Consider the following 25,743-nt stretch of genomic DNA (forward strand, 5'->3'; position numbering starts at 1 on the left):
GCCCGTCTCCGTCCGCGTTTTCGTCTGCCGCGCCCACTAGGGTTCCGTTATCCCCAGTGTGTTCCGACCCCTTAAACCGATTACTGGTGCGTCCGCGTCGAGCACCCGGTTCGTCAACGGCCGATCGTTCGTGACGACGTAGTCGACCCGGCCGTCGACGGCCAGTTCGAGCAGGGCGTCGTCGGCGTACGATGCGTCCGTCTCGACCGTCCGTGCCCGCGCCGCCAGGTCCGCACCGACGCTCGCAGCGGTCGCCTCCTCGCCGCCTCCCGTTCGGAGCTCGGCGAGCTCGGCGACCACCGCGTCCGGGACGACCGCCTCGGAGGAGCCGAGCAGCCGATCCAGCTCCTCGAACAGGCGAACGTTCGCCTCGACCGGAGCCATCAGCGCGCTCGCGTCGAGCGCGACGACGGGTCTCGAATCGAGGTCGGCGTCGTCCGCCGGTGCGTCTCCGTCGTCGTCGCGGTCGGTTCCGGGCACGCTACGACAGCGTCCCGACGCCGATGAGCCGCCAGCGCGCGCCGACGCGGCGGTTGATCGCGATCTGTGCACCCTCCTCGGCACACACCGGTCGCTTGAGGCTCACCTCGCACTCGCCCTCGCGCGCGCTCGTCACCGCGCCGACCGTGGTCGCGGTCCCGACCGTGAGCATCAGGGGCTCGCCGGTGGATATCTCCTCGACGTCTCCCTCGCCGACGACCCGATCGAGCAGATCGACTTGCATCTCGAAGGAGTGTCGGGTCGGCGGGAGCGTTCCGGGCTCGCCCGCGACCTGTCCGGCGAGCGCGTCGCCCTTGGTCAGGCTCGGGTCGAGTCCGGTCCCCACGCCGAGCAGCCCGCCCGGCGTGGCGACCTCGACCTGGTTGTTGCCGGCCTGAAGCGACCGAACGGTGGTTTCGAGCGGCCGCCACTCGGTCTGTCCCTCCTCTTCGACCTGTCGCCCGGGCCGGATCTCCAGTCCGTCGTCGATCGCCAGTTCGCCCTGCACGAGCGAGCCGCCGACGACGCCGCCCTTTATCTCGTCGGCGGTCGCGCCCGGACGGTTGATGTCGAACGAGCGGGCCGCGTACATCCGCGCGTCCTCGTCCGGGTCGCGCTCCGGCGTCGGGATCTCCGTCTGGATCGCATCGATGAGGAGATCTATGTTGACCTCCTGTTGGGCGGAGACGGGGACGATCGGTGCGTCCTCCGCGACGGTGTCCTCGACGAACTCCTGGATCTGTCGGTAGTTGTCGACCGCGCGGTCGCGGTCGACGAGGTCGACTTTGTTCTGTGCGATCACGATGTTCTCGATCCCGATGAGATCGAGCGCCATCAGGTGCTCTTCCGTCTGCGCCTGCGGGACGTCCTCGGTGGCGCTCACGACGAGCACCGCCCCGTCCATGATCGATGCACCGGAGAGCATCGTCGCCATCAGCGTCTCGTGGCCGGGGGCGTCGACGAACGACACCGTTCGTAGGGGTTCGCTCGGCGAACCGTCCGCGCACTCCTCCTCGACGGTGTACCGCTCGGGCCCGTCGACGCCGGGACAGCGACGGAACGTCGCGTCCGCGTATCCGAGTCGAATGGAGATCCCGCGTTTCATCTCCTCGCTGTGCTGGTCGGTCCACGAGCCGGACAACGCCTGCACGAGCGTCGTCTTCCCGTGGTCGACGTGACCGACGAGACCGATGTTCACCTCCGGTTGTGTGTTGGATTGGGTCACTGTTGGGCCTCCTAAGGGAGTAGTCTTGTGCGAATTTCGCCCCGTGCGAGTGATAAAGTTGCTGTTCTCGTGGCGCGACGTCGGCATCGAAACGGGCGAGTCGACGCCGATTTAGGTTCCACGAGCGTATTCGGTGACGAGATGGGATACGCCTGCCCCGTGTGTGCGACCCCGCAACGCGACGGCGAACACCTCGCACACCACCTCGCGTTCACGGCGATGATCCACGGCGACGACCACGAGGCGTGGCTCGACGCGCACGCCCCGGACTGGGGCGAGCAGGACCCCGAGGGGCTCGCGAGCGCGGTCGTCGATCACGCCGCGGAGACCGAGTACGCCGAGGTGTTCGACGACACCGTCGATCGGGGTCGACCCGACGTGGGCGGACACGCCGGCCACGATCACGGTGGACACGCCGGCCACGATCACGGCGGAACGCGGGCTCCGGTCGACGACGACGCGGCGACCGGAATCGATCCGGACGCGGCGGCCGCGATCCGCGAGGCGAGAGCGCTCACCCGGGAGATGTACGCCGACGGAGACGACGGAAGCGATGACCCCAACGGAGACGACGGAAGCGATGACCGCGACGAGGACGGGAGCGATGACCGCGACGGGGACGACGCGCGGACGTAGCGCAAGCCCTTTTCAGTCGGCCGGCAACCGTCGCACATGCACACGAAGGGAGCGTTCGCCCCGACGACACGAGCCGAGGCGCTCGAACGCTACGAGGACGCCGGTCCCGCGGCCCGCGTCGTGGTCCGCGAGACGACGAAGGCCATGGAGTTCGACGCCGACGAGTACGACGAGCGCGTTCGACCGGAAGTGATCGAGACGGCTCGTGACGCCATCTTCGCCGAGCTACTCGCGGTCCACGTCGGCGACCGCTCGGAGTTCGAAGACTGGCTCGCCGAAAGCGGGTTCGCGGAGTCCGACGTCGTCCGACTCGGCTCCGAGCACGTCGACCGGGTCGCGTGGCACGCGGTCCCGTTCGCGGACGCCGTGATAGCGACCACGTTCCAGGACGAACCGGAGGCGGCCGTCGGCACCCTGCGACGGAACGCGTTCGGACGAGTGTATCGCGACGAGTTCTATCGTTGATATTCACGCGATCGACTTCGTCGCCGACCGATCACGCTCGTCGCTGCGCCACACATTCACTATTCGTGTAGTAATTTTATTACACGACCGCGTGGACGTATCTTCCGAAGAGACGGCGTTACGGCGGGGATATCTCGCACAACTTCTGCGGATGACCACTGTATTTTTTGTACGTGTAACCGGAGGTACGAACCGATGATGCCACACGCAGACGACGCGATCTCGCGGGACGGGAAGACGCTGATCCTCGCGTACGATCACGGACTCGAACACGGACCGGTCGACTTCGAGCCGAACCCCGAGACCGCCGACCCCGAACGGCTGTTCGAGTTGGCAACGCACGACGCGGTGACCGCACTGGCCGTTCAGAAGGGGATCGCCGAGGCGTACTACCCGAAATACGCCGACGACGTCAACCTCCTGTTGAAGCTCAACGGCACCTCGAACCTCTGGATGGGCGAGCCGGACAGTCCCGTCAACTGCACGGCGGAGTACGCGGCCGGCCTGGGCGCGGACGCGATCGGCTTCACCCTCTACGGCGGCTCGAACCACGAGGTCGAGATGGCCGAGGAGTTCCGGCAGGCTCAGGAGGCGGCCCGCGAACACGAGATGGCCGTCGTCATGTGGTCGTACCCTCGCGGACAGGGCGTCAAAAACGACACGAGCTCGGACACGATCTCGTACGCCGCCCGGCTCGGGCTGGAGCTCGGCGCGGACGTCGTGAAGGTGAAGTACCCCGGCTCCGCCGAGGGAATGGGAAAGGCCGTCGAGATGGCGGGTCCCACGAAGGTGGTCATGTCCGGCGGAACGATGCGCGACGACAAGGCGTTCCTGCAGAACGTCGCCGACGCGATCGACGCCGGCGCGACGGGACTCGCGGTCGGCCGGAACGTGTTCCAGCGCGACGATCCGGAGCGCATCCTCGACGCCTTGGAGGCGGTCGTCTTTCAGGAGGTCGACCCGGCGGAAGCGCTCGCGATCGCCGAGAGCTCGGACTGATGGTCGAGGCCGATCCCGGTCACGGTTCGGCTCCCGACCCGACGGTCGAGGAGATATTCGACGCGGTCGCCGCGACCGCCCCGCGGATCCGCGACGCCTTGCCCGGCCGACGCGTCGAGAGCGGGACGGAGAACCCATCCGGCGAGACGGTGATGGCCGGCGACGTGTACGCCGACGAACTCCTCGCCGAGGCGCTCGGCGACGTCGACGGCGTCGGCTCCTTCGTCAGCGAGGAGCGAGCCGAGGCGCTCGACGTGGGCGGAACGGTCGGCGACGACGCGTACGCGGTCGCGATCGACCCCCTCGACGGCTCCTCGAACCTCCGATCGAACAACGCGATGGGGACCGTCGTCGGCGTGTACGACGCGCCGCTTCCCGCCCCCGGCCGCGATCTCGTCGCCGCCGGATACGTGCTGTACGGCCCGATCACGACGATGGTCGTCGCCGACGAGTCCGGCGTCCGCGAGGAGGTCGTCGAACGCGACGACGACGCCGCGAACGGCGTCTCACGATCCGTCGTGATCGACGACCTGGCGCTCCCGGACGAGCCGACCGTGTACGGCTTCGGCGGACGGGTTCCCGACTGGCCCGACGCGTTCCGCGAGTACGCCCGCGAGATCGAGGGCGAACTGAAGCTTCGCTACGGCGGCGCGATGGTCGGTGACGTGAATCAGGTGGTGACGTACGGCGGCGTGTTCGCGTATCCGGCCCTCGTCGACGCGCCGGACGGGAAGCTCCGTCTCCAGTTCGAGGCGAACCCGATCGCGTACGTGATCGAGCGCACGGGCGGCTCCTCGTCGGACGGCTCCGACTCGATCCTCGACGTCGACCCCGAGGGGCTCCACGACCGTGTCCCCCTCTACGTCGGCAACGACGGCCCGATCGAGCGGCTCGAAGCGGCGCTGGATTGATCGGTTCGGGAGTGAACACTCGCTCCCGTGACGGTCGGCGTCACGAGGTGACCGCCGGGGGTGCGTCGCGTTCGGACGCTCGATCCGCTCACGCAACCGTCCGGTTCGTCGGGTGGAACACGCCGTCGGGATTGTTCCGGTGGACCCACACGTGAAGCGCGTGGAGTGGCGTGTCGGGGATCGGTCCCCACCCCTCCGACTCCGTCGTTTCGAGGGAGCGAGTCGACGTCTCGTCGGAGAAGTAGTTCCCCGGGACGCCGGTCTCGAAGTGGGCGAACTCGACGGCTGCGAGTCGGAGGTCGTCGTCACGCTCCCGGTCGTGGACGTCTCCGGGCCCCGGCCTGTAGCTTCCGGTCGGGACGTACACGAGTATCGGGGGATTCGTGACGTCCACGTGCTCCGACGCGTCTGACGCGATACGGCCGGGATCGATGAAGTGGAACCCCATGCCCGGGACGTACGGAGAGATCTGTCCATCGTACCCGTCCGATCGGGCGGTCGCGACGTCGCGATATGGCCGAGTCGCCTCGCGGACGTCGTTGAGCTCCCGTGCAAGTGCGTCGCTCCGCGCACTCACGGAACCTGCCATCGAACTCACGATCAGCCCGGAGCCGAGCGCTTTCAGTACGGTACGCCGTTTGGGTTGTCGGTTGTCGCTACTCATGGGTTTGCTCTCATCTCCGGTAGATGAAGCCTTCAAGTAGGCTCGCAGAGGGCATAACCCTTCGTACGGCTGGTCTCCCTCCGACGTGTCCGCGCTCCGACCCGGATCCGACACGGTCGTCGAACGCGGCTCAGTTCGGGAGCGACGACTCAGCTCGGAGCGACGACTCACTCCGGCGGCGACGCCATCGCCGCTCCGGAGTCGACCGGATCGTAGCCGATTCGCTCGCGGGCGCGCTCGATATCGAACCACGAGTGCGGGTTGTCGCTGATCCCGTAGAAGATCTCGAACGCTCCTCCCGCGACGGTGTCGGTCCGCTCCCCGTTCGCTCCCCGTCCGTCGTCGAGACACCGGTCGACGAGCGCGGCGCAGTCGCGTCGCGAGAGCCACGTACACCGCATCCGCGCGACCGCCTCCTCGTACGCGTCGTCGCCGCGCTCGCACTCCCCGCGCTCGACCGCGCGCTCGGCGTCGCCGAACGGATGGTCGTCTCCCGGCTCCCGAACCGACCCGATACGGAGCGCGTAGCAGTCGATACCCGCTCGCTCCGCGTACAGCCGACACCACGCCTCGCCCGCCGCCTTCGACGCTCCGTAGTCCGAGTCCGGCCGGATCGGGCACTCGTGAGTGACCACGAGGTCGTCGTCGGGACCGTACAGTTCGGGCGCGTGCTCCGTCTCGTACATCCCGACGACGTGGTTCGAGGAGGCGAACACGACCGTGTCGACGTCGGCGATCGAGGCGGCCTCCAGCACGTTTCGCGTTCCCCGGACGTTGTTCACCTCGACGCTCTCGTAGGTCGCCGCCACACTCGGATCCCCGGCGAGATGCACGACGGCGTCGACGTCACGATCGCGCATCACCCGCGTGAGGTCCTCGACCGCGGACCCGTCGCCGACGTCGACGACGACCGTCGCGCGGTCGCGGTGCGGGTGTGGCGTCCCGTCACCGAACTCGTTGGGGGCCGACTCGCGATCGAGCAGGACGTAGTCGTACTCCGAGTTCGCGGTCACCGCGGTGCCGACGGTGCCGTGTGCGCCGGTGAGCAGAACGGTCATGGAATCGGGTTCGTCGTCGATCTTATAAGGGGTGTCCCCCGCCGATGTGCACGGTCGAGGCCGGTTCGACGGTGGTGTCTCGACGGTGGTGTCTCGCCGATGGTCGATCGACACGTTCCCGTATTCGCATGGAAAACTGTTTAGGATCGTCCGCAAATCTTGCCCGTATGAAGGTCCACGTCGGCGCGGCGGCGACGCCCGAGGAGGCCGAGGCGATCGCGCGGTCGCTCGCGGAACACCTCGGTGTCGACGTCGACGTCCACGTCGGAGACGACGACGAGCCGGCCGCGAGCGCGGAGCCACCCGAGACCGAGTACCCGCTCGACGACGACCTCGGACCGACGGACCGCGAACGCGACCTCCGAGCGGAGATCGACGACATCCTGCAGGGCGGTCCGGCGAAGTACCGCGAGCGCCTGCCCGAACAGGGGAAGCTGTTCGTCCGCGATCGACTCGACCGCTGGTTCGGCGGGGAGGGGGGGACGCGTGGTGCGGGCGACGCGGACGCCGCCGACGGCGGTCCGACCGGCCTTCACTTCGAGGACGGGAAGTTCGCCGCGTTCGACGACTGGCACCCGGACGCGCCGAACGGCGACGAATACGACGAGGGCGACCGGGTTCCCGCGGACGGCCTGATCACGGGAGCCGCCGAGTTCGAGGGACGCGACGTCCACTTCATGGCCAACGACTTCACCGTGAAGGCGGGGTCGATGGCGGCAAAGGGCGTCGAAAAGTTTCTCCGTATGCAGGAGCGCGCGCTGAAGACCGGCAAGCCCGTGCTCTACTTGATGGACTCCTCGGGCGGGCGGATCGACCAGCAGTCGGGCTTTTTCGCCAACCGCGAGGGGATCGGTAAGTACTACTACAACCACTCGATGCTGTCGGGGGCGGTACCGCAGATCTGTGTCCTCTACGGGCCGTGTATCGCCGGTGCGGCGTACACGCCGGTCTTCGCCGACTTCACCGTGATGGTCGAGGGGATGTCGGCGATGGCGATCGCCTCGCCGCGCATGGTGAAGATGGTCACCGGCGAGGAGATCGAGATGGCGGATCTGGGCGGACCGCGGATCCACGCGGAGCACTCCGGCTCCGCGGACCTGGTCGCGCGCGACGAGGCGCACGCTCGCGAGCTGGTCGCCGACCTGATCGGCTATCTCCCCGATGCGGCGGGGGAGAAACCCCCGCACGCCGAGACGAAACCGCCGGAGCTCTCCCCCGAGGGGATCGACGAACTGATCCCGGAGTCCCCCAACCGTCCGTACGACGTCCGAGACCTGCTCGCCCGGATCGCGGACGCGGAGTCGGTCCTCGAGTTAAAAGCGAGGTACGGCCCGGAGATCGTCACGGCGTTCTGTCGGATCGACGGTCGGCCGGTCGGCGTCGTCGCCAATCAGCCGACGGCGCGCTCGGGTGCGATCTTCCCCGACGCCGCCGAGAAGGCGGCGGAGTTCATCTGGACGTGTGACGCCTACGAGATCCCCCTCCTGTACCTCTGTGACACGCCCGGCTTCATGGCCGGCTCACGGGTCGAAAAGGACGCCATCTTGGAGAAGGGCAAGAAGATGATCTACGCCACCTCGTCGGCGACGGTGCCGAAACAGACCGTCGTCGTCCGAAAGGCGTACGGCGCGGGGATCTACGCGATGGGTGGTCCCGCCTACGACCCCGAGAGCGTCATCGGGCTCCCCTCCGGCGAGATCGGGATCATGGGACCGGAGGCCGCGATCAACGCCGTGTACGCGCGCAAGCTCGCCGACATCGACGACCCCGCAGAGCGCGCGGCGACCGAAGAGCGACTCCGAACGGAGTACCGTCGCGACATCGACGTCCACCGGATGGCCAGCGAGGTCGTCATCGACGAGATCGTTCCCCCGTCGACCCTCCGCGAGGAACTGGCTGCCCGATTCGCGTTCTACGCGGACGTGACGAAGGACCTCCCGGAGAAGAAACACGGGACGGTCCTGTGACGTCCCGATCGTCCGTCAGCGCTCCGAAACCGTGAGAAGGTTTATCACGGATGGCGACCAATCTGCGAACAGATGGCCCCTGCGAGCATTCCACCGACGACGGAGGCCAGAGACGTTTTTCGCGAACTAGGATACACCGTTACCGGGGACGGGCGTGAGTTCGTCGCCGAGCGGAAGTGGCGTCGCGTACTCGTCACGGCGCTGTGTGCCGAGGGCGTCGACGACCTCGGTCCGTATCTGGCGGACGGTGGGGAGACACCGCGGCTCCGGTGTTTCGTCACGTGGCACGAGAGCGCGTCCGATCTCCGCGACCGACTGGTCTCGCTGAAGCCGCCGTACGACTGGGCGGTGATCGGCGTCGGCGGCGACGACTTCGCCGTGATGGAAGGCGCGCCCGGTAGTCCCTAACGAGGGAACCGGGGAGGCGGCTGGACCGAACGGGGATCACCATGGCTGTGTCGGATCCCGTCGCCTGCTTTTATATGTCAGTGAGCACAACCATCAGGTGACATGGTCTTCAAGAAGATCACTCTGGTCGGAACGAGCACCGAGAGCTTCGACGACGCCGCAGACGACGCGATCGACCGCGCCGAGGACACCCTCGAGAACGTCTACTGGGCGGAGATACAGGAGTTCGGCGTCGAAGTGAAGAACGCACCGGAACGCGAGTACCAGGCGGAAGTGGAAGTCGCCTTCGAGCTGGTCGACTGAGCGGAATCGGGTCGTCGAGGTCCGGTAGGTTTACCGGCGCTCCCCCACTCTCGCTCGGGTATGAGCCTGGAGGTCGCCGTCGCCACCCCTTTTAAATACAGCGCGAAGGATCGGCTCGGAGAGGGGGAGTTCGTCGTCGAACTCTCGCTCGAACGGGACTGGTTCTCACCGGATCAGGCGAAGCGCCTCGTCGACGTCGCCGTCGGTCGTGGTCTCCTCTCGGAGGTGGACGGCGACCTCGTCGCCGAGTTCGATCCGGACGACGTCGCCGTTCCCGAAGGGTTCACTCCGGACGAGTCGATCCTTCGTGAGCAGTCGACGTTCGAGACCGCGCTCGACGCGATCGTCGCCGCGGGCGTCGAGAAACAGCGAGCCGTCGCCGGCATCAACGAGCGACAGCGCGCGCTCGCGATCACGATCGAGGCCGCCGCAGTGCTGTACGCGAAAGAGCACGGGGCCTCGGTCGACCACCTCGCGGCCGACGTGCGAGCGGACCTCGCGGAGGCCGACCGATGACTGCGGTCCGCTCGCGGGGTGCCGACTGATGGTCGATGATCGGCTCTCGGACGGCCGCCGGATCGCCCAACTGCTCGCGTCCGAGATCACCGGCGATCGCGGCCGACTTCGCGATCTCCGACTGGCTGACGCCGATCCCGACGTCGAACCGACGGCCGACGGTGCGCTCGCGTACACGGTCGTTCGTGGTGCGGGAAACGGCGAGACCGAACGCGGTGCGGGGAACGACGAGTACGACGCGGAGACGGTCGGTGCTGCGGGGAGCGAAGACCGGACCGAGCGGATCGCGGCGGTGTACGTCCAGCCCGATCGCGTCCGCGTCGAGTTCGTCGTCGCCGCGGACGTCGTCGCTGACGTCGCCCGCGACAGCGACCTGCGCGTCCGACCGAAAGCCGTCAGGCCGCCGCGGACGATCGTGTTCGTCGAGGACGGCGCAGCGGTGAAGCGGGTTCTGTCCGCCTTCGAGGCGGCGTGACCGCCCCGATCCCTTATCCGCGATAGCGACGCACCTCGCCCCGAGATGGCCGACGATCCACTCGGTTCGCATGCGGAGGCGACGGTCTCGAAACGCTCCCTGCTCGGCTCGATCGCCGCGCTCGTCGGGTCCGGACTCACCGGGGCCGCCGCGCTCGCGGCGTCCTCGGGGCCGGCGGCCGCGGTCGACGGCGACCCCGCCGCCTTCGAGGTCGGCGAGCACCCGACCGTGACGAGCAACGACGGTCGCGTCGAGTCCGTGTATCTCTCGCCCGAGATCGACGTCTCGTGGACCGACTTCGGTGCGGGCGTCGAGACGGTGACGCTCTCGCTCGCGGTCGGTAGCGAGGCCGGCGTGGATCCGGTTTACACCGAAACGCTCCGGGCCGACGAGCCGACGGCGACGCCCGGCGACGTGACGAGCGTCGCCGGCGGTGGAGACGGCGGGCGCGCTCCGCCCGATTTCGACGCCGTCGACGGTGCCGTCTCCGTCGCGTTCGATCGCGTGGACGCGACCGAGCGCGGCGACGCCGTAACGAGCGAGACGCTGAGCGCTCCCGACCTCGCCGGCGGCGAGACGGCGACGACGACGCTCGACGTCGTGGTCCGTGCGGACGTGTCGGGCGGAGACGACGAGGCCACCGTCGTTCGGACGACGACCGCGGAGCTCACGGTCGACAACCCGGCCGGCGACGCGGACGCGGGCGGAGAGGTGATCGTTGACGCCGCGTGAACGTCGGGCGTGTCCACGGCGACGAGGAAACGGAGGAAACGGAGCACTGGCGTCCGATCAGCGCTCCCGCTTCGCCTCGCGTCCCAGGTGGGCCTCGACCGCGTCGACCTTCTCCCGCGCCGACGCGTCGCTCCCCCGTTTGTCGTCGATCTTCAGGAACGTGGAGACGCGGTCGCCGTCGACCGCCTTGTGTGCGGCCCCGACCGCAGCGAGCAGGGTGTCGACGTCGTCGGCCTCGATCACCGTCCCCATCGGGTTCGTCTCGTAGCTCACGTCGAACCCGTCGAGCTCGGCCACGGCCTTGGCGACCTCGCCGGACATGCTTCCCTCGATCACCGGGGCGACGCTCAACAGGGCAACGACGGTCATGTCCGACCGTTCGGGCCTCAGCGACTTAAAACGAGGTCGCGCCGGTCGAGGGCGTCCCACTCGCCCGGTGTCCACTACCGGTCGAGGACGTCCCACTCGCCCGGTGTCCACTACCGGTCGAGGACGTCCCACTCGCCCGGTGCCCGCTACCGGTCGAGGGCATCCCACTCTCCCGGTGTCCACTACCGGTCGAGGGCATCCCGCAGAAACGAGAGCTGATGCCCGACTGCGGGCTCGAAGTCGTCGCCGAACGCGGAGAAGTGGTCGGCAGGCATGGTGACGAGCGTGCCGCGCGAGAGTTCCTCGGCCGCGGCGACGACGCGGTCGACCGGAACGATCGCGTCGTCGGAGCCGGCCAGAAGCAGCGTCGGGGCGCGGATCTCGCCGAGCCGCTCGACCGGCCGGTAGTTCACGAGCCGCAACAGGGACCGCGCTGGGGTCTCGTTGCGCCACGTCGACTCGCGATCGACCAGATCCAGATACGCCCGTTTCGCTCCGGGCTCGGTGATCGCGGCGAGCTCATCGGCGTCGCCCACGATGGGCACCGACCGCCCGCGCCCGAGGCGGTGCCCGAGCAGGTCGCGGAGCCCCGTCGTTCCCGCCCGACCCAGATACCGTCCGCCGCGGTCGACCGCGATCGCTCGCGCGTCGAGCATCGGTGTGACCGCGACCGCGGCGTCGACGTCGCGCCGCTCCGCCGCGAGCGTCAGGACGTGGCCGGCCGACAGCGACGTCCCCCACAGGACCAGCTCGTCGCTGACGTCGTCGATGCGACCGACTCGATCGATCGCGGCAGCGTAGTCGGCTCGCTGACGCGCGGGCTCGACGAGCTGTGACCGGCCGTCCGACTCGCCGAATCCGCGATAGTCGAACAGGAAGGCGGCATATCCCGCGTCCGCGAACCGCTCGGCGACCGCGGGGAGGCCGAAGCTTCGCTCGGCCCCGAGCCCGGGTGCCATCACGACGACCGGCGGGTCCTCGCCGTCGCCGCTCGGGAGATACAGGGTGCCGCGGCAGCGTGATCCGTCGACGTCGACGGTGAGATCCCGAGTCGCGAACCGCTCGCGAGGCGGCCGGTTGACTCGGCGCTGCGCACGGTTCACGGGATGACGTCGCGTCACGAGTCCGGCCCCCCGAGATCGGACGACTCCGTGCTCTCGGACGGGGGCTCGACGCCGACGTGCGTCACGGTTTCAAGCACACGCGTCGAGAACTCCGTCTCGGTGACGTCGCCCGCGATCAGTTCCTCGAACCAGTCTCCCTCCGCGGTCCACGTCCCGAGCGGGTCGCCCGGCGATCGGATGACCGTCGCCTCGACGCGAACCGGATCCCAGACGTCGGCCTCCGCGCGGTCGATGAGCGCGTTGAGCGCACGTCCGATCTCACGGCGGTGGATCTCGCGGCCCGGAAACGCGGTCATGTACGTCAGATCCAGTGGCTCGCCGCTATCCACCTCCTCGACGCTGATCCCGTAGGTCCGAAGCGTCGGCTCTACCCCGGCCGGTGACTCGTCGCCGGTCATACCCGATGGTCGTCGCGGTGGGGTAAATCGGTACCGGCGTGTCCGTCGTCGCGACGGGTCGCTGTCCGACGTTGCGTCGCGCGAAAGCCGCATACGGGGGGCCCGTCAATGAAGACGGACCGATATCGGCTCTGTCAGAGGCACACGATTGTCCCGTGCGGCCACCTCGTAGATTATCACCGAGGATGATAAACGCTTGGTGAAGGGCATTTCAGTCGTCACAAGAACATATCGAACTCCGATCTCCGTCGATCGGTCGTGACTCCTCCCTCGCTCATCGGTTTCGGTGCCTGCACGAGCGTCGTCGGCTCGGCGAACGAAGCCGATCCCCGTGGAGACGACATCGACGCGTTGCCGTCGGACACCGCGATGGCGATGCCCGACGCTTTTACCGCCGTGGATCCCGCTCGATCCGGCGAGAACCGGATTCGGGGCCGTGAGGCTCGGTCCCCGCCAAGGGTCGGATCGATCCCGTTACTGCTTTCGGAGTCACCCACGAATCACGGATCATGGACCTAGTCGAGGCGTTCCGGGCCGAGGACGCGTCGGTCGCGGTCGTCGGCGCGGGCGGCAAGAAGACGACGATGTACGCGCTCGCCGAACGGACGGAGCGGGCGGTCGTGACGGCGACGGTCCGGATCCCGATCTTCGACGATGAGGTGGCTCGGGTCGAAACGACGGCGGACCCCGTGACAACGGTACGCGACGCCGCGGACGACGCGTTCCCGCTCGGCGTCGTTCCCGAGCGGGAACGCGAGGACCGATATCGCGGGTACGACGTCGAGGTCGTCGACGATCTGATCGACGCACACGACGGTCCGGTCCTGATAAAGGCGGACGGGGCTCGACTCCGCGAGTTCAAGGCACCGAACGGGACGGAGCCGCGGATCCCCGACGGCGTCGACGTCGTCGTACCCGTCGTTTCCGCCGGCGTCGTCGGCGAACCGCTGACCGACGAGCTCGTTCACCGGCCCGAGCGCGTCGTCCGGACCGCTCGGGAGGCGGGCGTCGATGCTGCGATCGGCCAGCCGATCTCCCCCGAGACCGTCGGTGCGGTGATCGCGAGTCCGGACGGTGGACTGAAGGACGTTCCCGCGGGTGCGACGGCGATCCCGCTCGTCAACAAGGTCGACGACGACGAGCGGGAGCGAGCCGCTCGGGACGTCGCGGAGGCGATCCGAGCCGAACTGGGCGACCGGCCCGACTTCGGACCGGGACCGATCGACGTGCCGCAGGTCGTTCTCGGGCGCATGCTCGACGCGGCGATCGTCGGGACGGTTCGGTGCTAATCGCTACGCGCGACGATTCTGCGGAGACGGCGGACCCGGCGGTCCCGTGAGAGGGCGTCTCTCGACCGGAGTCGAACGCTTCAAGTATTCGCTGGCTGTTCGTACCTGTATGAAAGACCAAGGACGCTCCACGCGCAAGCGCACCGGCGGTCGACTGAAGCACGCTGCGAACAAGAAGCGCCACCAGCTCGGCCGCGAGCCCGCAGAGACGACGGTCGGCGAGACGCGCATCCAGTTCATCGACTCTCGCGGTACCGAACGGAAGGTCCGCGCGCTCTCGACGAACGTCGCACAGGTCGCCGCCGACGGCGAGGTCGTCGAGGCCGAGATCGAGGACGTCGTCGAGAACCCCTCGAACGTCAACTACGTGCGACGGAACATCGTCACCAAGGGCGCGGTCATCGAGACGTCCGAGGGACGCGCACGCGTCACCTCCCGTCCCGGCCAGACCGGTCAGGTCAACGCCGTCCGCATCGAGTAGTCCGCCCGATTCGGTAGTGTTCGTTTTATGGAGCCGCACTCGACCGACGACGCGAGCGTGACGTCTCCCGCTCTCCGGGGTTCCGCGAGTCGTGATGCCGGACGTCGACGCTCATCGGGCAACGTTCCGGGACGTCGACGCTCATCGGGCAACGTTCCGGGACGTCGACGCTCATCGGGCAGCGTTCCGGGACGTCGAGTCGAGAATCGTTGGTGAGTCCGTCGCTTCGGTTCCGTCTCAGTCGGCCGGATGCGGGACGGCCGAGGCGCGTCGCGATCGGCTGTCGACGACCGCTCCGCAGTCGGGACAGACGAGTCGGCGTTCCGTCGCGGTCGTCACGGCGAGCCACTCCGCGGCGGCCGGACTCTCAAAGCGACACTCGGGACAGAACAGCGTTGATTTCGCACGATCCGGGTGAGTGGAGGTCGGGTTCATGGGCACCGTAGTCGCTCGACGTATATGGGTCTTGTTTGACCTGATCGTTCCAACGGAATCGGACGCCGTCGGAGTTGCTCCCCGACGTCGATCACTCATCACCGCGCCGACGGCTCCCGGGACCGACTCAGATCCCGAGCCAGTCGTCGTTCCGGATCTCGTAGCCGTTCGCCCGACAGAACGCCGCCGCTTGCCGCCGGACGGCCCGCGACCCCGGAAGCTTCTCGTCGTCCCGGATCCGATCGACGATCCAGTCGGCGACGACCCGGACCCCCTCGTCGGCGTCATCCGCGTCGATCGCTTTCAGCTCCCTGAGCGTCTTCTCGTAGGCGGTGCGCTGTGAGTCGCCGATCTTCGTGTTCGGGAGGGCTCCGCTGGCCTCCACGATCCGCTTCATCGCCGCTGCGATCACCGGTCGCTGTATCCGGGTACGGACGGCGGCCGGGGAACCGAACCGTTCGTCGTCCGCGTCCGGAACCAGGTCCTCCACGGTGTACGTCCGGACATCCGTCTCGATCTCTCGGTCCCCGACCGCTTCAACGACCTCCGCCCCGGTCGTCGGAAACGACAGCGACTCGACGGCCGCTTCGATCTCGGCGAGCTCCCCGGTTTCGATCGGCGGCTCGGTCTCGTCGCCGCGCTCCAACTCCGTGCGGATCTCGCGCTCTCGCTGGCGTCTCTCCGAGTCACGCGCCTGTTTGTCTCGACCGCTCTTGTCGTCAGCCATACTTGTTCGCACGCTATCCAATCGGTTAATGCTGTGGTCGACACGCGGCGACCGTCGCGGTCGAACGACGCCGCGACTTACAGTTCGTACTGCTCGCCGTCGACGGCGAGCGGCTCCTCGAACGCCTCGTCGGCCGGATAGAAGTGCGCGAGGTGGACGAGTCGCGTTCGGTCCGCGTTCAGTTCGTCGGCGAGCGCGAGCGCGCCCTCACGAGTCATGTGTTTCGACCCGAACGTCCGGGGAACGCCGTCGTCGCCCTCGTGTCGGCCGCCGATCGGATGGCGCTCACACAGCGACGCCGGCACGATGGCGTCCGCGAGCAGGAGATCGGGATCGGACAGCGCCGCCCGCGATCGATCTGGGATCGCGTAGCTCGTGTCGCCCGTCAGCGAGAGCTTCGCTCCGGTCTCCGGGTCCTCGATGACGACGCCGAAACAGAGCAACGGCGGGTGGTCGACGGGGACGAACCGCACCTCGAACCCGCACGTCTCGAACGGCTCGAACGGGTCGCGGGCGTGGATCCCGATCCGGTCCTCCAGATAGTCGTACTTCCCGCGGATCGTCTCGGCGACGCTCTCGTCGGTCGCCGGATCCGTCTCCGAGGACGCGTGGACGGGGAACCCGTCGAACACCCGATAGGCGTTGCCGAGCCCGTCGAGGTGATCGAAGTGGATGTGCGTCACGATACCCGCATCAGGGAGGGGGACGTCGTGTTCGAGAAACTGGTACCGGAAGTCCGGGCTGAAGTCGACGAGGAGCGATTCGTCGGTTCGCTCGTTCGCGACGTGGACGGAGAACCGCGAGCGCGACACCCCCCGTTCGCGCGCCTCGACGCAGGTCGCACAGTCGCAACCGACCGTGGGCGTTCCCGTCGTGTCGCCGGTTCCGAGGAGGGTGACCCGCATCTCGACGGATCTCTCCGGCCCACGACCTTAGCGTCCGCGGTCCGGACCGGGGCGATCGGGTTCGTCCGTCCCGTCCGCCTCGTGTTCCCCGTTCGTATCGGCTCCGATCGACTCCGCCTCGACGTAGATCCGGTCGGCGTTCGGGACGACCGCTCGTATCGCGTCCTCGACGTCGTCGACGACCGCTTCGACTCCCCTGGTGTCGAGTTCGGGGGAGAACCCGACATCGCAGACGACGAGTACGGAGTCCGGTCCCATGTGCATCGTTCGGAGATCGACGAGTCCGTCGACGCCGTCGACACCACGGATCGCCGCGAGTAACGCCTCGCGCCGTCGCCCCGTCACGCCCTCGCCGACCATGAGGCTCCGGTTCTCCCACGCGAGTGCGAGCGCGAGAACCATGAGGAGCACGCCGATAGTCACGCTCGCGGCCGCGTCGTACATCGGATCGCCGGTGACGTCGCTGAGGTACACGCCGGCGATGGCGACGACGACACCGACGATAGCGACGAGGTTCTCCGTCGCCGCCGTGATCAAGGGTGCGTCCTTCGTCCGGCGGAACGTACCGTACAGTCCGTCGAACCCCTCCGCTTCCAACTCCTCGTCGATCGCCCGGTAGGACCTGTAGAACGCGTACGTCTCGAAGAGGAGGGCGACGCCGAGCACGGCGTAGTTGATGCGAACGTCGGCCGCCCGGAGCGGCGTTCCGAACGCAGCGTACCCCTCGCGGACGGATGCGAAGCCCGCGACGCCGAACAGGAGCACGGTGACCACGAACGCGAAGAAGAACTGCTCTTTGCCCCGACCGAACGGATGCGTTCTGCTCGAGCCCCGCTCGCTCAGCCGGAAGCCGACGAGCAACAGTACCTGGTTCCCGACGTCGCTGAGCGAGTAGTACGTCTGGCTCAACATGCTCGCGTTCCCGGTCGCGAGGTACGCGAGGAACTTCGCGGCAGCGATCATCGCGCTGGCAACGAGCGAGACGTACACGACGGCCCGGGTCGACGCCGACATGAACGTACGATACGACCGGATGCGGGTAGTCGTTTCCGGTGGACCCACGCGGGCCGGTTCCGTGCTGCGCCCTACCCGGAGCGTTCGACGGTCATCAGCCGCACTTCGACGATGACGCTCTCGCCCGTCGCCGCCTCGATGCGGGCGTCGAGTCTCCCCGCAATACTCTCGATCGTCGCCCCCGGTGGCGCACCGATCGTGACGACCACGCGCTCCGTCGATCGCGGCGGCAGGTTCCCCGTGCGCTCGATCTGAAGCTCGATCAGATCCAGATCCCCGTCGGCGGCCGCGAGCTCGTCACCGATCGCGCTTCGCACGTCCTCCTCGGTCGTCGTCGCCACGTACGAGTCGTACGTGACGCCGCCGAGGAACACCGACAGCAGTGCGATGGCGGCGACGAGGATCGCCGCTCGCGTGATCAGCGCCGACCTCGCGTCGTCCTCGCGGAACCAGCGCTCGGGGCGATACCCCTCGTACCACAACATCACGAGCGCCGCGAGGTTGATCGAGAGGACGTTCACTAATACGAGCACGCCCGCGCCGAGCGCCAGTCGAGGGATGCCGAACGCGATCCCGATCCCGACCGCGGCCGCCGGCGGGATCAACGCGACGGCGATCATCACGCCGACGAGCGCCGCCGAGACGCCCGTCATCAGCGAGACGATCCCGGCGACTCCCGCACCGAGCGCCACCGCCAACACGAGGACGTTCGGCGCGAGGCGCTCCGAGACCTCCGCGAGCGCGAGTGGGTCGAGCCCCGGTGGAACGAGGTTGACCGCGCGGAGTCCGGCGGCGAAGAGGGCCGCTGCACCGATCGCGAGAGCGACGCCGAGCGCCTGTAGTCGCACGCCGCGACGGAACAGCTCCTGGTCGTCGACGACGGTCCCGACCGCGGCCGACATCGCGGGACCGATGAGCGGCGCGATCACCATCGATCCGACGACCGTCGCCGGCGAGTCGAGGAGGAGACCGGCGGTGGCGATCACCGCCGACAGGACCGTCATCAGGACGTACGTCTCTATCCCCGAGACGAGATCCGTCGCCTTCGCCTGTAGCTCCTGTCGAGAGATCCGGTCTTCGCCCCGCTCGGACTCCTCGGCGTACGTCTCTTCCAACTGCTCGAACCGCCGAGAGATGACGGTTGTGGCGTCGACGATGACGGTGTACGTCTGCTCGTCGATGCCGGCGTCGCGGAGCTCCCCGAGCACCGGCTCGACAGCGGCGACCGGGAGCGGGAACGTCGCGACCGCGGTGTACTCTCGACCGCTCGTCTCGTCGCTAACGACGTAGTCGATCCCCTCCTCGTCGAGCGTACGGATCACTGCGGCCCGCTTGCCGGCCGGGATCATCACCTGTACGAGTCGCACGACTGAGGATGGCCCGGACGTGATTTATAAACTTGGGGTACGCGGCGGCTCCGACGAGACACACGGGGATCGTGTCGGGCACGGACGCCGTCGCGATCCCCGTCGCCCGAAGCGGAACTTTAAAGCGCGAATCCCGCCCATCTCCGAGCAAGAATGCACACGCCGCTGCTCATCGACCAGTTCCTGCTCGATTATCACCTCGGGCACGTGCTGTTGTTGGCGTTCGTCGCGTCGTTGCTCGGTACCGTGCCGCTGAAGTCCCAGAAAGTGATCGCGACGGTCGTGATGGGATTCGGCGCGATCTTTCTCATGGCTCCGTTCACGACGATGCCGCCGATGTACATCCTGTTCGGGATCGCGCTCGCCGTCATCGGCCCGCTCCTGTGGACGACCGCGGACTCGTAACCCGATCGCTCGATCCATCTCCTTTTTGCGTCCCCGGATCCACCTCCCGCTATGATCACGGTACGGGCACCCGCGACCAGCGCCAACCTCGGGAGTGGCTTCGACGTGTTCGGAGCCGCCCTCTCCCGCCCGGCCGACGTCGTCAGCGTCGAAAAGGCCGAGCGGACCACGATCGAGGTGACTGGCGTCGGGGCCCAGTACATCCCGGAGGATCCGGAGAAAAACACCGTCGGCGCGGTCGTCGACGAGTTGGACGCGCCCGCACATATCCACATCGACAAGGGAGTCCGTCCCGCGTCCGGGCTCGGCTCCTCGGCCGCCAGCGCCGCGGGCGCGGCCATCGCGCTCAACGAACTCTACGACTGCGGGCTCTCCAGACACGAGCTCGTCCCGATCGCCGCCGAGGGCGAAGCGGTCGTCTCCGGCGTCGCACACTCCGATAACGTCGCCCCCTCGCTGTTAGGCGGGTTCACGATCACGACGTCCGACGGGACCCACGCCGTCGACGCGAGGGTCCCGATCGTCGTCTGTCTCCCGGACGTCGCCGTCTCGACGCGCGACGCCCGGCGGGTGGTCCCTGAGCACGCCTCGATGACCGACCTCGTCGAGACGGTCGGCAACGCCGCGACGCTCGCGGTCGGGATGTGCCGGTCGGATCCGACGCTCGTCGGCGCGGGCATGGCGGATCCGGTCGTCACGCCCGAGCGAGCGCGGCTCATCACCGGCTACGACGACGTCCGCCAGGCCGCGTTCGACGCGGGTGCGACCGGCGTCACGGTGAGCGGGGCGGGGCCGGCGATCATCGCGGTGTGTCGTGAGGGGCGGCGAAAGTCCATCGCGTCCGCGATGCTCGGTGCGTTCGCGGATGCGGGCATCGACGCGCGCGCCTACCAGACCAGGATCGGCGCGGGCGCGACGGTGCTTGACGGCTGACGGCGGGCGAACACCCCCGCTGGTCAGCGAACCGTCGAACCGAACTCGGTGGCGACGTACCGGAGTTCGTCGTCGAAGGACGGCCGTCTGCAGCGTCCATCGGTGCACGCGAAAGGACCCGTCAGTTCGTACGAAAGGAAACGCCCCGAGCGGATGCGAACGGCGGCGCAAACACCTGCCTGTTGAGCTCCCGGTCGATCCCGTCCGCCGAATCGCTCGTCAAAAAGATCGTGGAGCCGTCCGTCGTGTTGATGGTTATCTCGGTTCGCCGCTGTGGCACGACTTCGATGCCGTCGAAGTCCTCCCGATGCCCGTACGCGTAATCCATCGCCGTGAACCCCCCCACGAGCAGTATCCCGAACAGGAAGACGAGGGCACCCGGCGCGATCAGGACGATGCCGACGTACACGACCAGACCGACCACCGCGCCGCCGAGCAGCAGCGATCGGTGCTCCTCGGCGTACTCGATCATCCGAGATTTGGTTCGCCGGATACCGTACCGTTCGTCGATCCGTTCGATGCTCTCTTTCAGTTTGTCGGCGACGGACCAGTCGACCGCGTCGGGATGCCTCCACAGGTAATCCACGGAGGCGAGCCCGCCAATGAGCAACACGGCGAGGAAGGGGACGAACGCGGAGGTGGTGTACCCGGCCAGGCCGACGAGTCCAAGGAGTACGACTATTCCGCCCGACCCCATCAGCAATCGATAATCGAACCCCCGGTACGTACGGTCCGTTCGGAAGTCGCTCCGAATCGCACAGACCGAGTCGAACCCGACGCTGATCATCCCGTCGCTCTCCGATGCACAGAGTATTCGTCGATCGGTAATTCCAACGGAGACTGGGATCTTACGGGAATTATCGCTCAACGTGGCCGCGAATTCGGCCGTCAACGGTTCCTCCGGATTGAGGTGTTCCCGAAGCGGATCGGACGCGGGTGACATGAACGATTTATCCCACGTCGGATTCGGCTATTGTAAAGCGCTACTTACCGCGTCGGTTCGACATTTATCGAATGTCGGAACGATCTTTGCTGTCGATATCGAACTAGCTTCGAGAAAAACCCGCTTTACTGGAGACACAGTATTATTGGTAAACTGTCACTTGTCGGCTGTGTCTCGTACAACGGGGCCGGTTCGGTCCGATCGACGTCGCTTTCGGTCGAAGACCGAGCCTGTCGCGGACGATCCTGTCGCGGACGAACCTAGACGCCGCGACCCTGGAGCCGCTCCTCATCGGGAATGGACGCGTTCGACTGCCCCTTCATTCCCTTTCCGATCCCGGAGGAGATGTCCGCGAGCTCGTCGGGGTCGTCCCAGTTGTTGACGGCCTCGACGATCGCTTCGCCCATCTCGACGGGGTCCTCCGCGCCGAAGATGCCGGAGCCGACGAAGATGCCGTCACAACCGTGATACATCATGAGGGCGGCGTCCGCGGGCGTCGCGATCCCGCCCGCGGCGAAGTTGACGACCGGGAGCCGGCCGACGTCGGCGGTCTCGTGGACGAGGTCTCGGGGCGCGCCGTGCTCGCGGGCCCACTGTTCGCGCTCCTCGTGGTTGAGGCCGGTGAGCTCGCGGATCTGGCGTTTCATCGTCCGCTGGTGTTGGACGGCCTGGTTCACGTCACCCGTGCCGGCCTCGCCCTTCGTGCGGATCATCGCTGCCCCCTCGTTGATCCGGCGGAGCGCCTCCGGCAGGTTCCGCGCGCCGCAGACGAACGGCGAGGTGAAATCGCGCTTGTCGATGTGGAACTCGTCGTCGGCCGGTGTGAGCACCTCGGACTCGTCGATCATGTCGACGCCGAGCGACTCGAGTATCTCCGCCTCCTTCCGGTGGCCGATCCGCGACTTCCCCATCACCGGGATCGACACCTCGTCGATGATCTCGGTGACGTTCGTTGGGTCGGGCATCCGGGCGACGCCGCCACGCTTCCGGATGTCCGCGGGGACCGCCTCCAGCGCCATCACCGCGACCGCGCCCGCGTCCTCCGCGATCCGCGCCTGCTCACGTGTGACGACGTCCATGATCACGCCGCCTTTCTGCATCCGCGCGAAGCCGCGTTTGACCAGCTCAGTCCCTCGCTTCAGCTCCTCCAGATCCGTGGCCTCTGGCATGAACCGCCGTTGGGTCGGCGCTCACTTAACGGGTCGCTTTCGGACGCGTCGGGACGCGAAACGGCCGGTATCGAGCGCCGAACTCGCCGTTTCGCGGTTACTCTCCGGTCGTTCCGGGACGGCTTCCGGCCGTCGGCTCGCCGGTGCTCCCGACCGGGGTCTCCCCGTCGCGGACGTCGCTCAATCCGAGCCGTTCGAGGGTCGCTTCCGTCGGCAGCCCGTCGTCGCTCCAGCCGCGAACCCGGTAGTAGGCGTCGAGCAGCCGGTCGAGCGCTCTGGGATCGACTCGGCTGCCGGCGGACGGTCCGTTCGAGATCGGCTCAGAGAGCGCCTCGGGAAGCACGTCATCGTCGCGGTCCGTCCCCTCGCGGGCGTTGAACAGGCGGATCAGCGTCCAGATCCGTTCGCCACAGCGACGAAGCTCCGACGGAGTCGTCGGTAGCGGATCGCCGGTCGACTCGGCGGCCGCCGCGGTGAACGTCGCGCCGAAGTCGCGCCACATCGTCTCGCCCGCGAAGTCGTCCGCGATGAGACTCCAGAGGACCGAACGAGTGTCCTGTGCGGTCACGACTGCGGTGACGCGGTCGTCCTCGTCCCACACGGAGAATATCTCCTCCTCGATCGGTCGTGCGCGCCGGTGACAGCCGCCGCGATCGCTCGTCGCGTACGCGAGCGCCATTCCGTCCGCCGCCCGCGGGTCGTAGGAGGGGAGCTCCATCGATTTCACCGTCGGAATGGCGTCGGAGCCGAACCGACTCGCCGCGGCGTCGACGCCCTCGCGAAGCGCGTCGATGACGGCCGGATCGACCCGGACGCTGGACTCGTTCCGGTCTCCCGTCGAGGTCGCGTCCGCATCCTTACGATCGCCTGCCGCGATCGCCTCGATGAGCGTGCGTGCCGCGTCCGGATCGCCGAAGGAGACGTCGGCGTCGATCGCGCCGGCCTCGCTCGCCCGAACGGTCCAAGCGACCGCGCTGCCGGCGCTGATGACGTCGATCCCGAGTCGGTCGCACAGTTCGCCGAGCGCCGCGACCGCGTCGAAATCGTCGACACCGAGCCCCGCACCGAGCGTCATCGGTGCGGCACCCCGTGGTACGGTCTCCCCGTCGTCGGTCTCGACCCTGAACCCGCCGGGAACGTCCTCGTCGGGGCGTTCACGACCCATCGAAGCCCGTTTGGCGGCGTCGATTCCGATGTCGTCGGTCCCCTCGAAGCGACCGGACTGCCACCCCTCCGTGGCCAGCGCACCGACCTCGTTGGCGAAGTCGACGGACTCCAGCGTCTCGCCCGCGGCCTGCCACCGTCCGGTGTCGTCGTCCGCGTAGCGGTCGGCGTACTCCTCGCGAAGCGCCGCGAGCGTCGCGTTCGGGGGTTCGGCCTCGGGGCCGTACGCGAGCACGGCTTTCAGTCGCTTCGCGCCCATCACCGCACCCGCGCCGCCGCGCCCGGCGTGGTGGTCGCCGCCGTCGCTCGCGATCGTCGCGTAGCGAACGCCCGTCTCGCCCGCCGGGCCGGGGCACGCGACCGCCGCGTCCGGGTGTGCGGCCGCGGTCGCGACCGTGTCGGCCCCCCACGTCTCCGCCGGGACGATCGTCCCGGTCCCGTCCTCGATCTCGATCCGGACCGGCTCGTCGCTCGCGCCCGTGACGAGCAGCGCGAGACAGTCGTCGAGGCTCCCGGCGAGCCTGCTCGCGAACGATCCGCCCGCGTACGAGTCGAGGAACACCCCCGTCAGCGGCGACTTCGTGACCGCGGCGTAGCGGGACTCGCCCGGGAGCGACCCGGACAGGGGGCCGACACAGAACGCCAGCAGGTTCTCCGGCCCGAGCGGGTCCGTGCCGGCGTCGAGCTCCTCGTAGAGGTACCGCGCCCCGATCCCCTTGCCGCCGATGAACCGTCGACGCCACCGCTCCGGAACCGGTTCCCGCTCGACGGTCTCCGCCGAGAGGTCGGCCCGCAGGACGTGCGTTCGTCGAGGGGTTCCGGGCGTTCGACCGGACATTATCGAGCGGGAGTTGTCCGCCCGAACGTATATGCTGTCGGGTCACGGAACCGGAACGTTCCCGGAGTTACCGGAGTCCTCGGAGTCATCGGATCGCTCGAGCTCCCGTGACCGGTCGCTGGGGTCCCTCAGTAGTGCCAGGGGTACTCCCGGAAGTCGGGATCACGCTTCTGTAAGAACGCGTCTCGGCCCTCTTGGGCCTCGGGCGTCATGTACGCGAGCCGGGTCGCCTCACCCGCGAACACCTGTTGGCCGACGAGTCCGTCGTCGGCCATGTTGAACGCGTACTTGAGCATGCGCATCGCGGTCGGCGACTTCCGCGTCATCTCGTCGGCCCACTCGATCGCGACGTCTTCGAGCTCCTCGTGGGCGATCACCTCGTTGACCATTCCCATCTCCTCGGCCTCCGTCGCGGAGTAGGTCTTCCCCCTGAAGAACACTTCACGGGCCTTCTTCTGTCCGATCTGTTTCGCGAGGTACGCGGAGCCGAACCCGCCGTCGAAGGAGGCGACGTCCGGGTCGGTCTGGAGGAACTTCCCGTGCTCCTCGCTCGCGAGCGTGAGATCGCAGACGACGTGCAGGGAGTGCCCGCCGCCGACCGCCCACCCCGGCACGACGGCGACGACGGGTTTGGGCATGAATCGGATCAACCGCTGGACTTCGAGGACGTGGAGCCGGCCCGCACGGGCCTCGCGGACGAGGTCGTCCTCCTCCTCGCCCGCCTCGTCGTCGTCGCGGTACTCGTAGCCCGAATCGCCCCGCACCGACTGGTCGCCGCCCGAACAGAACGCCCAGCCGCCGTCGTTCGACGACGGACCGTTGCCGGTCAGGAGGACGCAGCCGACGTCGGCCTGCTTGCGGGCGTGATCGAGGGCGGCGTACAGTTCGTCGACGGTTCCCGGCCGGAACGCGTTGCGGACCTCGGGTCGGTCGAAGGCGATCCGAACGACGGGGACGTCGACGCCGCGGTGGTACGTGACGTCGTCGAACTCGTCGGTGACCGGCTCCCACGCGTCGGGGTCGAAGATCTCCGAGACCATACGCGGATCTTGGACGGGTCGGTTATAAACCGGGGTGAGTCGCTGCGTGGTTGTCGCTACGTGGTTGTCGCTGCGTGATTATGCAGTTCCGATCGCGATCAGAACGGACACAGTGGCGATCGAGAGCGGGAGTGAGTGTTGCAGGTCGTCGATCGCGATGCGGCATTTAAACAACCGTGAGCGACGGCGACTACCACTTATAAACGAACTGTGCGGTGGCGCGCGCCTCCGAGCGCCCACCGGGCGCGAGGAGCGCGTGCGAGGGAGTCAGGGGCGGTCGCCGAGCGGTTCCGGCGACCGCCC

At 67.9% G+C, this 25,743-nt stretch carries 30 protein-coding genes; 14 read left to right on the forward strand and 16 right to left on the reverse strand.

Translation table 11 applies throughout. The annotated features are described in order from the left end of the window. Positions 1–36 precede the first annotated feature (36 nt). Together ACNSN7_RS07095 and ACNSN7_RS07100 are read right to left on the reverse strand one after the other, a co-directional pair. On the reverse strand, positions 37–480 hold the full coding sequence (locus ACNSN7_RS07095; protein WP_418281573.1) for a PIN domain-containing protein: 444 nt from the start codon (positions 478–480) through the stop codon (positions 37–39). Between the two features lies 1 nt (position 481). Beyond that, positions 482–1,705: a translation initiation factor IF-2 subunit gamma gene (locus ACNSN7_RS07100; RefSeq protein ID WP_418281574.1), complete on the reverse strand. Its 1,224-nt coding sequence runs from the start codon at positions 1,703–1,705 to the stop codon at positions 482–484. 141 nt (positions 1,706–1,846) lie between these two features. Here ACNSN7_RS07100 and ACNSN7_RS07105 point away from each other — a divergent pair, with 141 nt between their 5' ends. From ACNSN7_RS07105 to ACNSN7_RS07120, 4 genes are all read left to right on the forward strand, one after another. Next, positions 1,847–2,341, forward strand: a complete 495-nt coding sequence (locus ACNSN7_RS07105; RefSeq protein ID WP_418281575.1) for a DUF5810 domain-containing protein — start codon at positions 1,847–1,849, stop codon at positions 2,339–2,341. A gap of 36 nt (positions 2,342–2,377) precedes the next feature. Continuing rightward, on the forward strand, positions 2,378–2,806 hold the full coding sequence (locus ACNSN7_RS07110) for a DUF5809 family protein (RefSeq protein ID WP_418281576.1): 429 nt from the start codon (positions 2,378–2,380) through the stop codon (positions 2,804–2,806). A 195-nt stretch (positions 2,807–3,001) separates the two neighbouring features. Further along, positions 3,002–3,805, forward strand: a complete 804-nt coding sequence (locus ACNSN7_RS07115) for a class I fructose-bisphosphate aldolase (protein WP_418281577.1) — start codon at positions 3,002–3,004, stop codon at positions 3,803–3,805. Then, positions 3,805–4,716, forward strand: a complete 912-nt coding sequence (locus ACNSN7_RS07120; protein WP_418281578.1) for a class 1 fructose-bisphosphatase — start codon at positions 3,805–3,807, stop codon at positions 4,714–4,716. Before ACNSN7_RS07115 ends, ACNSN7_RS07120 begins: the two co-directional genes overlap by 1 nt. Before the next feature lie 88 nt (positions 4,717–4,804). Here ACNSN7_RS07120 and ACNSN7_RS07125 read toward each other — a convergent pair whose 3' ends face one another. Together ACNSN7_RS07125 and ACNSN7_RS07130 are read right to left on the reverse strand one after the other, a co-directional pair. Next, positions 4,805–5,380: a hypothetical protein gene (locus ACNSN7_RS07125; RefSeq protein ID WP_418281579.1), complete on the reverse strand. Its 576-nt coding sequence runs from the start codon at positions 5,378–5,380 to the stop codon at positions 4,805–4,807. 167 nt (positions 5,381–5,547) lie between these two features. Then, positions 5,548–6,438, reverse strand: a complete 891-nt coding sequence (locus ACNSN7_RS07130; RefSeq protein ID WP_418281580.1) for an NAD-dependent epimerase/dehydratase family protein — start codon at positions 6,436–6,438, stop codon at positions 5,548–5,550. Positions 6,439–6,605: 167 nt separating this feature from the next. Between ACNSN7_RS07130 and ACNSN7_RS07135 the strand changes: the two genes are divergently transcribed. The 6 genes from ACNSN7_RS07135 (at position 6,606) to ACNSN7_RS07160 (ending at position 10,839) form a co-directional block, all read left to right on the forward strand. Next, the gene (locus ACNSN7_RS07135; protein WP_418281581.1) at positions 6,606–8,405 is read left to right on the forward strand and encodes an acyl-CoA carboxylase subunit beta; all 1,800 of its coding nucleotides are present in this window, start codon (positions 6,606–6,608) and stop codon (positions 8,403–8,405) included. A gap of 72 nt (positions 8,406–8,477) precedes the next feature. After that, positions 8,478–8,813, forward strand: coding sequence for a DUF7116 family protein (locus ACNSN7_RS07140; protein ID WP_418281582.1), 336 nt, complete (start codon positions 8,478–8,480; stop codon positions 8,811–8,813). A 102-nt stretch (positions 8,814–8,915) separates the two neighbouring features. Further along, positions 8,916–9,116: a dodecin gene (locus ACNSN7_RS07145; protein ID WP_418281583.1), complete on the forward strand. Its 201-nt coding sequence runs from the start codon at positions 8,916–8,918 to the stop codon at positions 9,114–9,116. A gap of 60 nt (positions 9,117–9,176) precedes the next feature. Further along, entirely contained in the window at positions 9,177–9,632 is a 456-nt protein-coding gene (locus ACNSN7_RS07150; RefSeq protein WP_418281584.1) for a DUF2240 family protein, read from the forward strand. A 28-nt stretch (positions 9,633–9,660) separates the two neighbouring features. Further along, entirely contained in the window at positions 9,661–10,107 is a 447-nt protein-coding gene (locus ACNSN7_RS07155) for a DUF7993 family protein (protein ID WP_418281585.1), read from the forward strand. A gap of 45 nt (positions 10,108–10,152) precedes the next feature. After that, positions 10,153–10,839, forward strand: a complete 687-nt coding sequence (locus ACNSN7_RS07160) for a hypothetical protein (protein WP_418281586.1) — start codon at positions 10,153–10,155, stop codon at positions 10,837–10,839. Positions 10,840–10,896: 57 nt separating this feature from the next. On the opposite strand, the gene ACNSN7_RS07165 is transcribed toward ACNSN7_RS07160, so the two are convergent. The 3 genes from ACNSN7_RS07165 to ACNSN7_RS07175 form a co-directional block, all read right to left on the reverse strand. Further along, on the reverse strand, positions 10,897–11,208 hold the full coding sequence (locus ACNSN7_RS07165; protein WP_418281587.1) for a thiamine-binding protein: 312 nt from the start codon (positions 11,206–11,208) through the stop codon (positions 10,897–10,899). Positions 11,209–11,390: 182 nt separating this feature from the next. Then, a complete protein-coding gene (locus ACNSN7_RS07170; RefSeq protein ID WP_418281588.1) occupies positions 11,391–12,329 on the reverse strand; it encodes an alpha/beta hydrolase in 939 nt (312 codons plus the stop codon). Further along, positions 12,326–12,730: a DUF8159 domain-containing protein gene (locus ACNSN7_RS07175; protein WP_418281589.1), complete on the reverse strand. Its 405-nt coding sequence runs from the start codon at positions 12,728–12,730 to the stop codon at positions 12,326–12,328. Before ACNSN7_RS07175 ends, ACNSN7_RS07170 begins: the two co-directional genes overlap by 4 nt. Positions 12,731–13,239: 509 nt before the next feature. Here ACNSN7_RS07175 and yqeC point away from each other — a divergent pair. Both yqeC and ACNSN7_RS07185 read left to right on the forward strand, forming a co-directional pair. Next, positions 13,240–14,019, forward strand: a complete 780-nt coding sequence (gene yqeC, locus ACNSN7_RS07180) for a selenium cofactor biosynthesis protein YqeC (protein WP_418281590.1) — start codon at positions 13,240–13,242, stop codon at positions 14,017–14,019. Positions 14,020–14,128: 109 nt separating this feature from the next. Next, on the forward strand, positions 14,129–14,500 hold the full coding sequence (locus ACNSN7_RS07185; RefSeq protein WP_418281591.1) for a 30S ribosomal protein S8e: 372 nt from the start codon (positions 14,129–14,131) through the stop codon (positions 14,498–14,500). A 237-nt stretch (positions 14,501–14,737) separates the two neighbouring features. Here the strand turns inward: ACNSN7_RS07185 and ACNSN7_RS07190 are convergent, their stop codons facing one another. The 5 genes from ACNSN7_RS07190 to ACNSN7_RS07210 form a co-directional block, all read right to left on the reverse strand. Further along, positions 14,738–14,935, reverse strand: a complete 198-nt coding sequence (locus tag ACNSN7_RS07190; RefSeq protein ID WP_418281592.1) for a DUF8106 domain-containing protein — start codon at positions 14,933–14,935, stop codon at positions 14,738–14,740. Positions 14,936–15,062: 127 nt separating this feature from the next. Then, the gene (locus tag ACNSN7_RS07195; RefSeq protein ID WP_418281593.1) at positions 15,063–15,662 is read right to left on the reverse strand and encodes a DUF5789 family protein; all 600 of its coding nucleotides are present in this window, start codon (positions 15,660–15,662) and stop codon (positions 15,063–15,065) included. A gap of 77 nt (positions 15,663–15,739) precedes the next feature. Continuing rightward, positions 15,740–16,567 carry an MBL fold metallo-hydrolase gene (locus ACNSN7_RS07200; protein WP_418281594.1) on the reverse strand — a complete coding sequence of 276 codons (828 nt, stop codon included), beginning with the start codon at positions 16,565–16,567 and terminating at the stop codon, positions 15,740–15,742. A 27-nt stretch (positions 16,568–16,594) separates the two neighbouring features. Next, the gene (locus ACNSN7_RS07205) at positions 16,595–17,581 is read right to left on the reverse strand and encodes a cation diffusion facilitator family transporter (protein WP_418281595.1); all 987 of its coding nucleotides are present in this window, start codon (positions 17,579–17,581) and stop codon (positions 16,595–16,597) included. A 71-nt stretch (positions 17,582–17,652) separates the two neighbouring features. Next, positions 17,653–18,948, reverse strand: coding sequence for a TIGR00341 family protein (locus ACNSN7_RS07210; protein WP_418281596.1), 1,296 nt, complete (start codon positions 18,946–18,948; stop codon positions 17,653–17,655). A gap of 153 nt (positions 18,949–19,101) precedes the next feature. On the opposite strand from ACNSN7_RS07210, the gene ACNSN7_RS07215 reads away from it, so the two are divergent. Next, positions 19,102–19,353 (forward strand): DUF8006 family protein, encoded by a 252-nt coding sequence (locus ACNSN7_RS07215; protein ID WP_418281597.1) that lies wholly within the window; start codon positions 19,102–19,104, stop codon positions 19,351–19,353. A 51-nt stretch (positions 19,354–19,404) separates the two neighbouring features. Continuing rightward, positions 19,405–20,286 carry a homoserine kinase gene (locus ACNSN7_RS07220; RefSeq protein ID WP_418281598.1) on the forward strand — a complete coding sequence of 294 codons (882 nt, stop codon included), beginning with the start codon at positions 19,405–19,407 and terminating at the stop codon, positions 20,284–20,286. A gap of 121 nt (positions 20,287–20,407) precedes the next feature. Here the strand turns inward: ACNSN7_RS07220 and ACNSN7_RS07225 are convergent, their stop codons facing one another. The 4 genes from ACNSN7_RS07225 to ACNSN7_RS07240 form a co-directional block, all read right to left on the reverse strand. Continuing rightward, the gene (locus ACNSN7_RS07225; protein WP_418281599.1) at positions 20,408–20,983 is read right to left on the reverse strand and encodes a hypothetical protein; all 576 of its coding nucleotides are present in this window, start codon (positions 20,981–20,983) and stop codon (positions 20,408–20,410) included. 506 nt (positions 20,984–21,489) lie between these two features. After that, positions 21,490–22,398: a pyridoxal 5'-phosphate synthase lyase subunit PdxS gene (pdxS, locus tag ACNSN7_RS07230; protein ID WP_418281600.1), complete on the reverse strand. Its 909-nt coding sequence runs from the start codon at positions 22,396–22,398 to the stop codon at positions 21,490–21,492. Positions 22,399–22,495: 97 nt separating this feature from the next. Then, positions 22,496–24,400 carry an aldehyde ferredoxin oxidoreductase family protein gene (locus tag ACNSN7_RS07235; RefSeq protein ID WP_418281601.1) on the reverse strand — a complete coding sequence of 635 codons (1,905 nt, stop codon included), beginning with the start codon at positions 24,398–24,400 and terminating at the stop codon, positions 22,496–22,498. A gap of 128 nt (positions 24,401–24,528) precedes the next feature. Then, entirely contained in the window at positions 24,529–25,440 is a 912-nt protein-coding gene (locus ACNSN7_RS07240; RefSeq protein WP_418281602.1) for a 1,4-dihydroxy-2-naphthoyl-CoA synthase, read from the reverse strand. Between the last annotated feature and the right edge of the window lie 303 nt (positions 25,441–25,743).

Origin of the sequence: Halorubrum rarum (assembly GCF_048380895.1) — an archaeon.
Taxonomy (GTDB): domain Archaea; phylum Halobacteriota; class Halobacteria; order Halobacteriales; family Haloferacaceae; genus Halorubrum.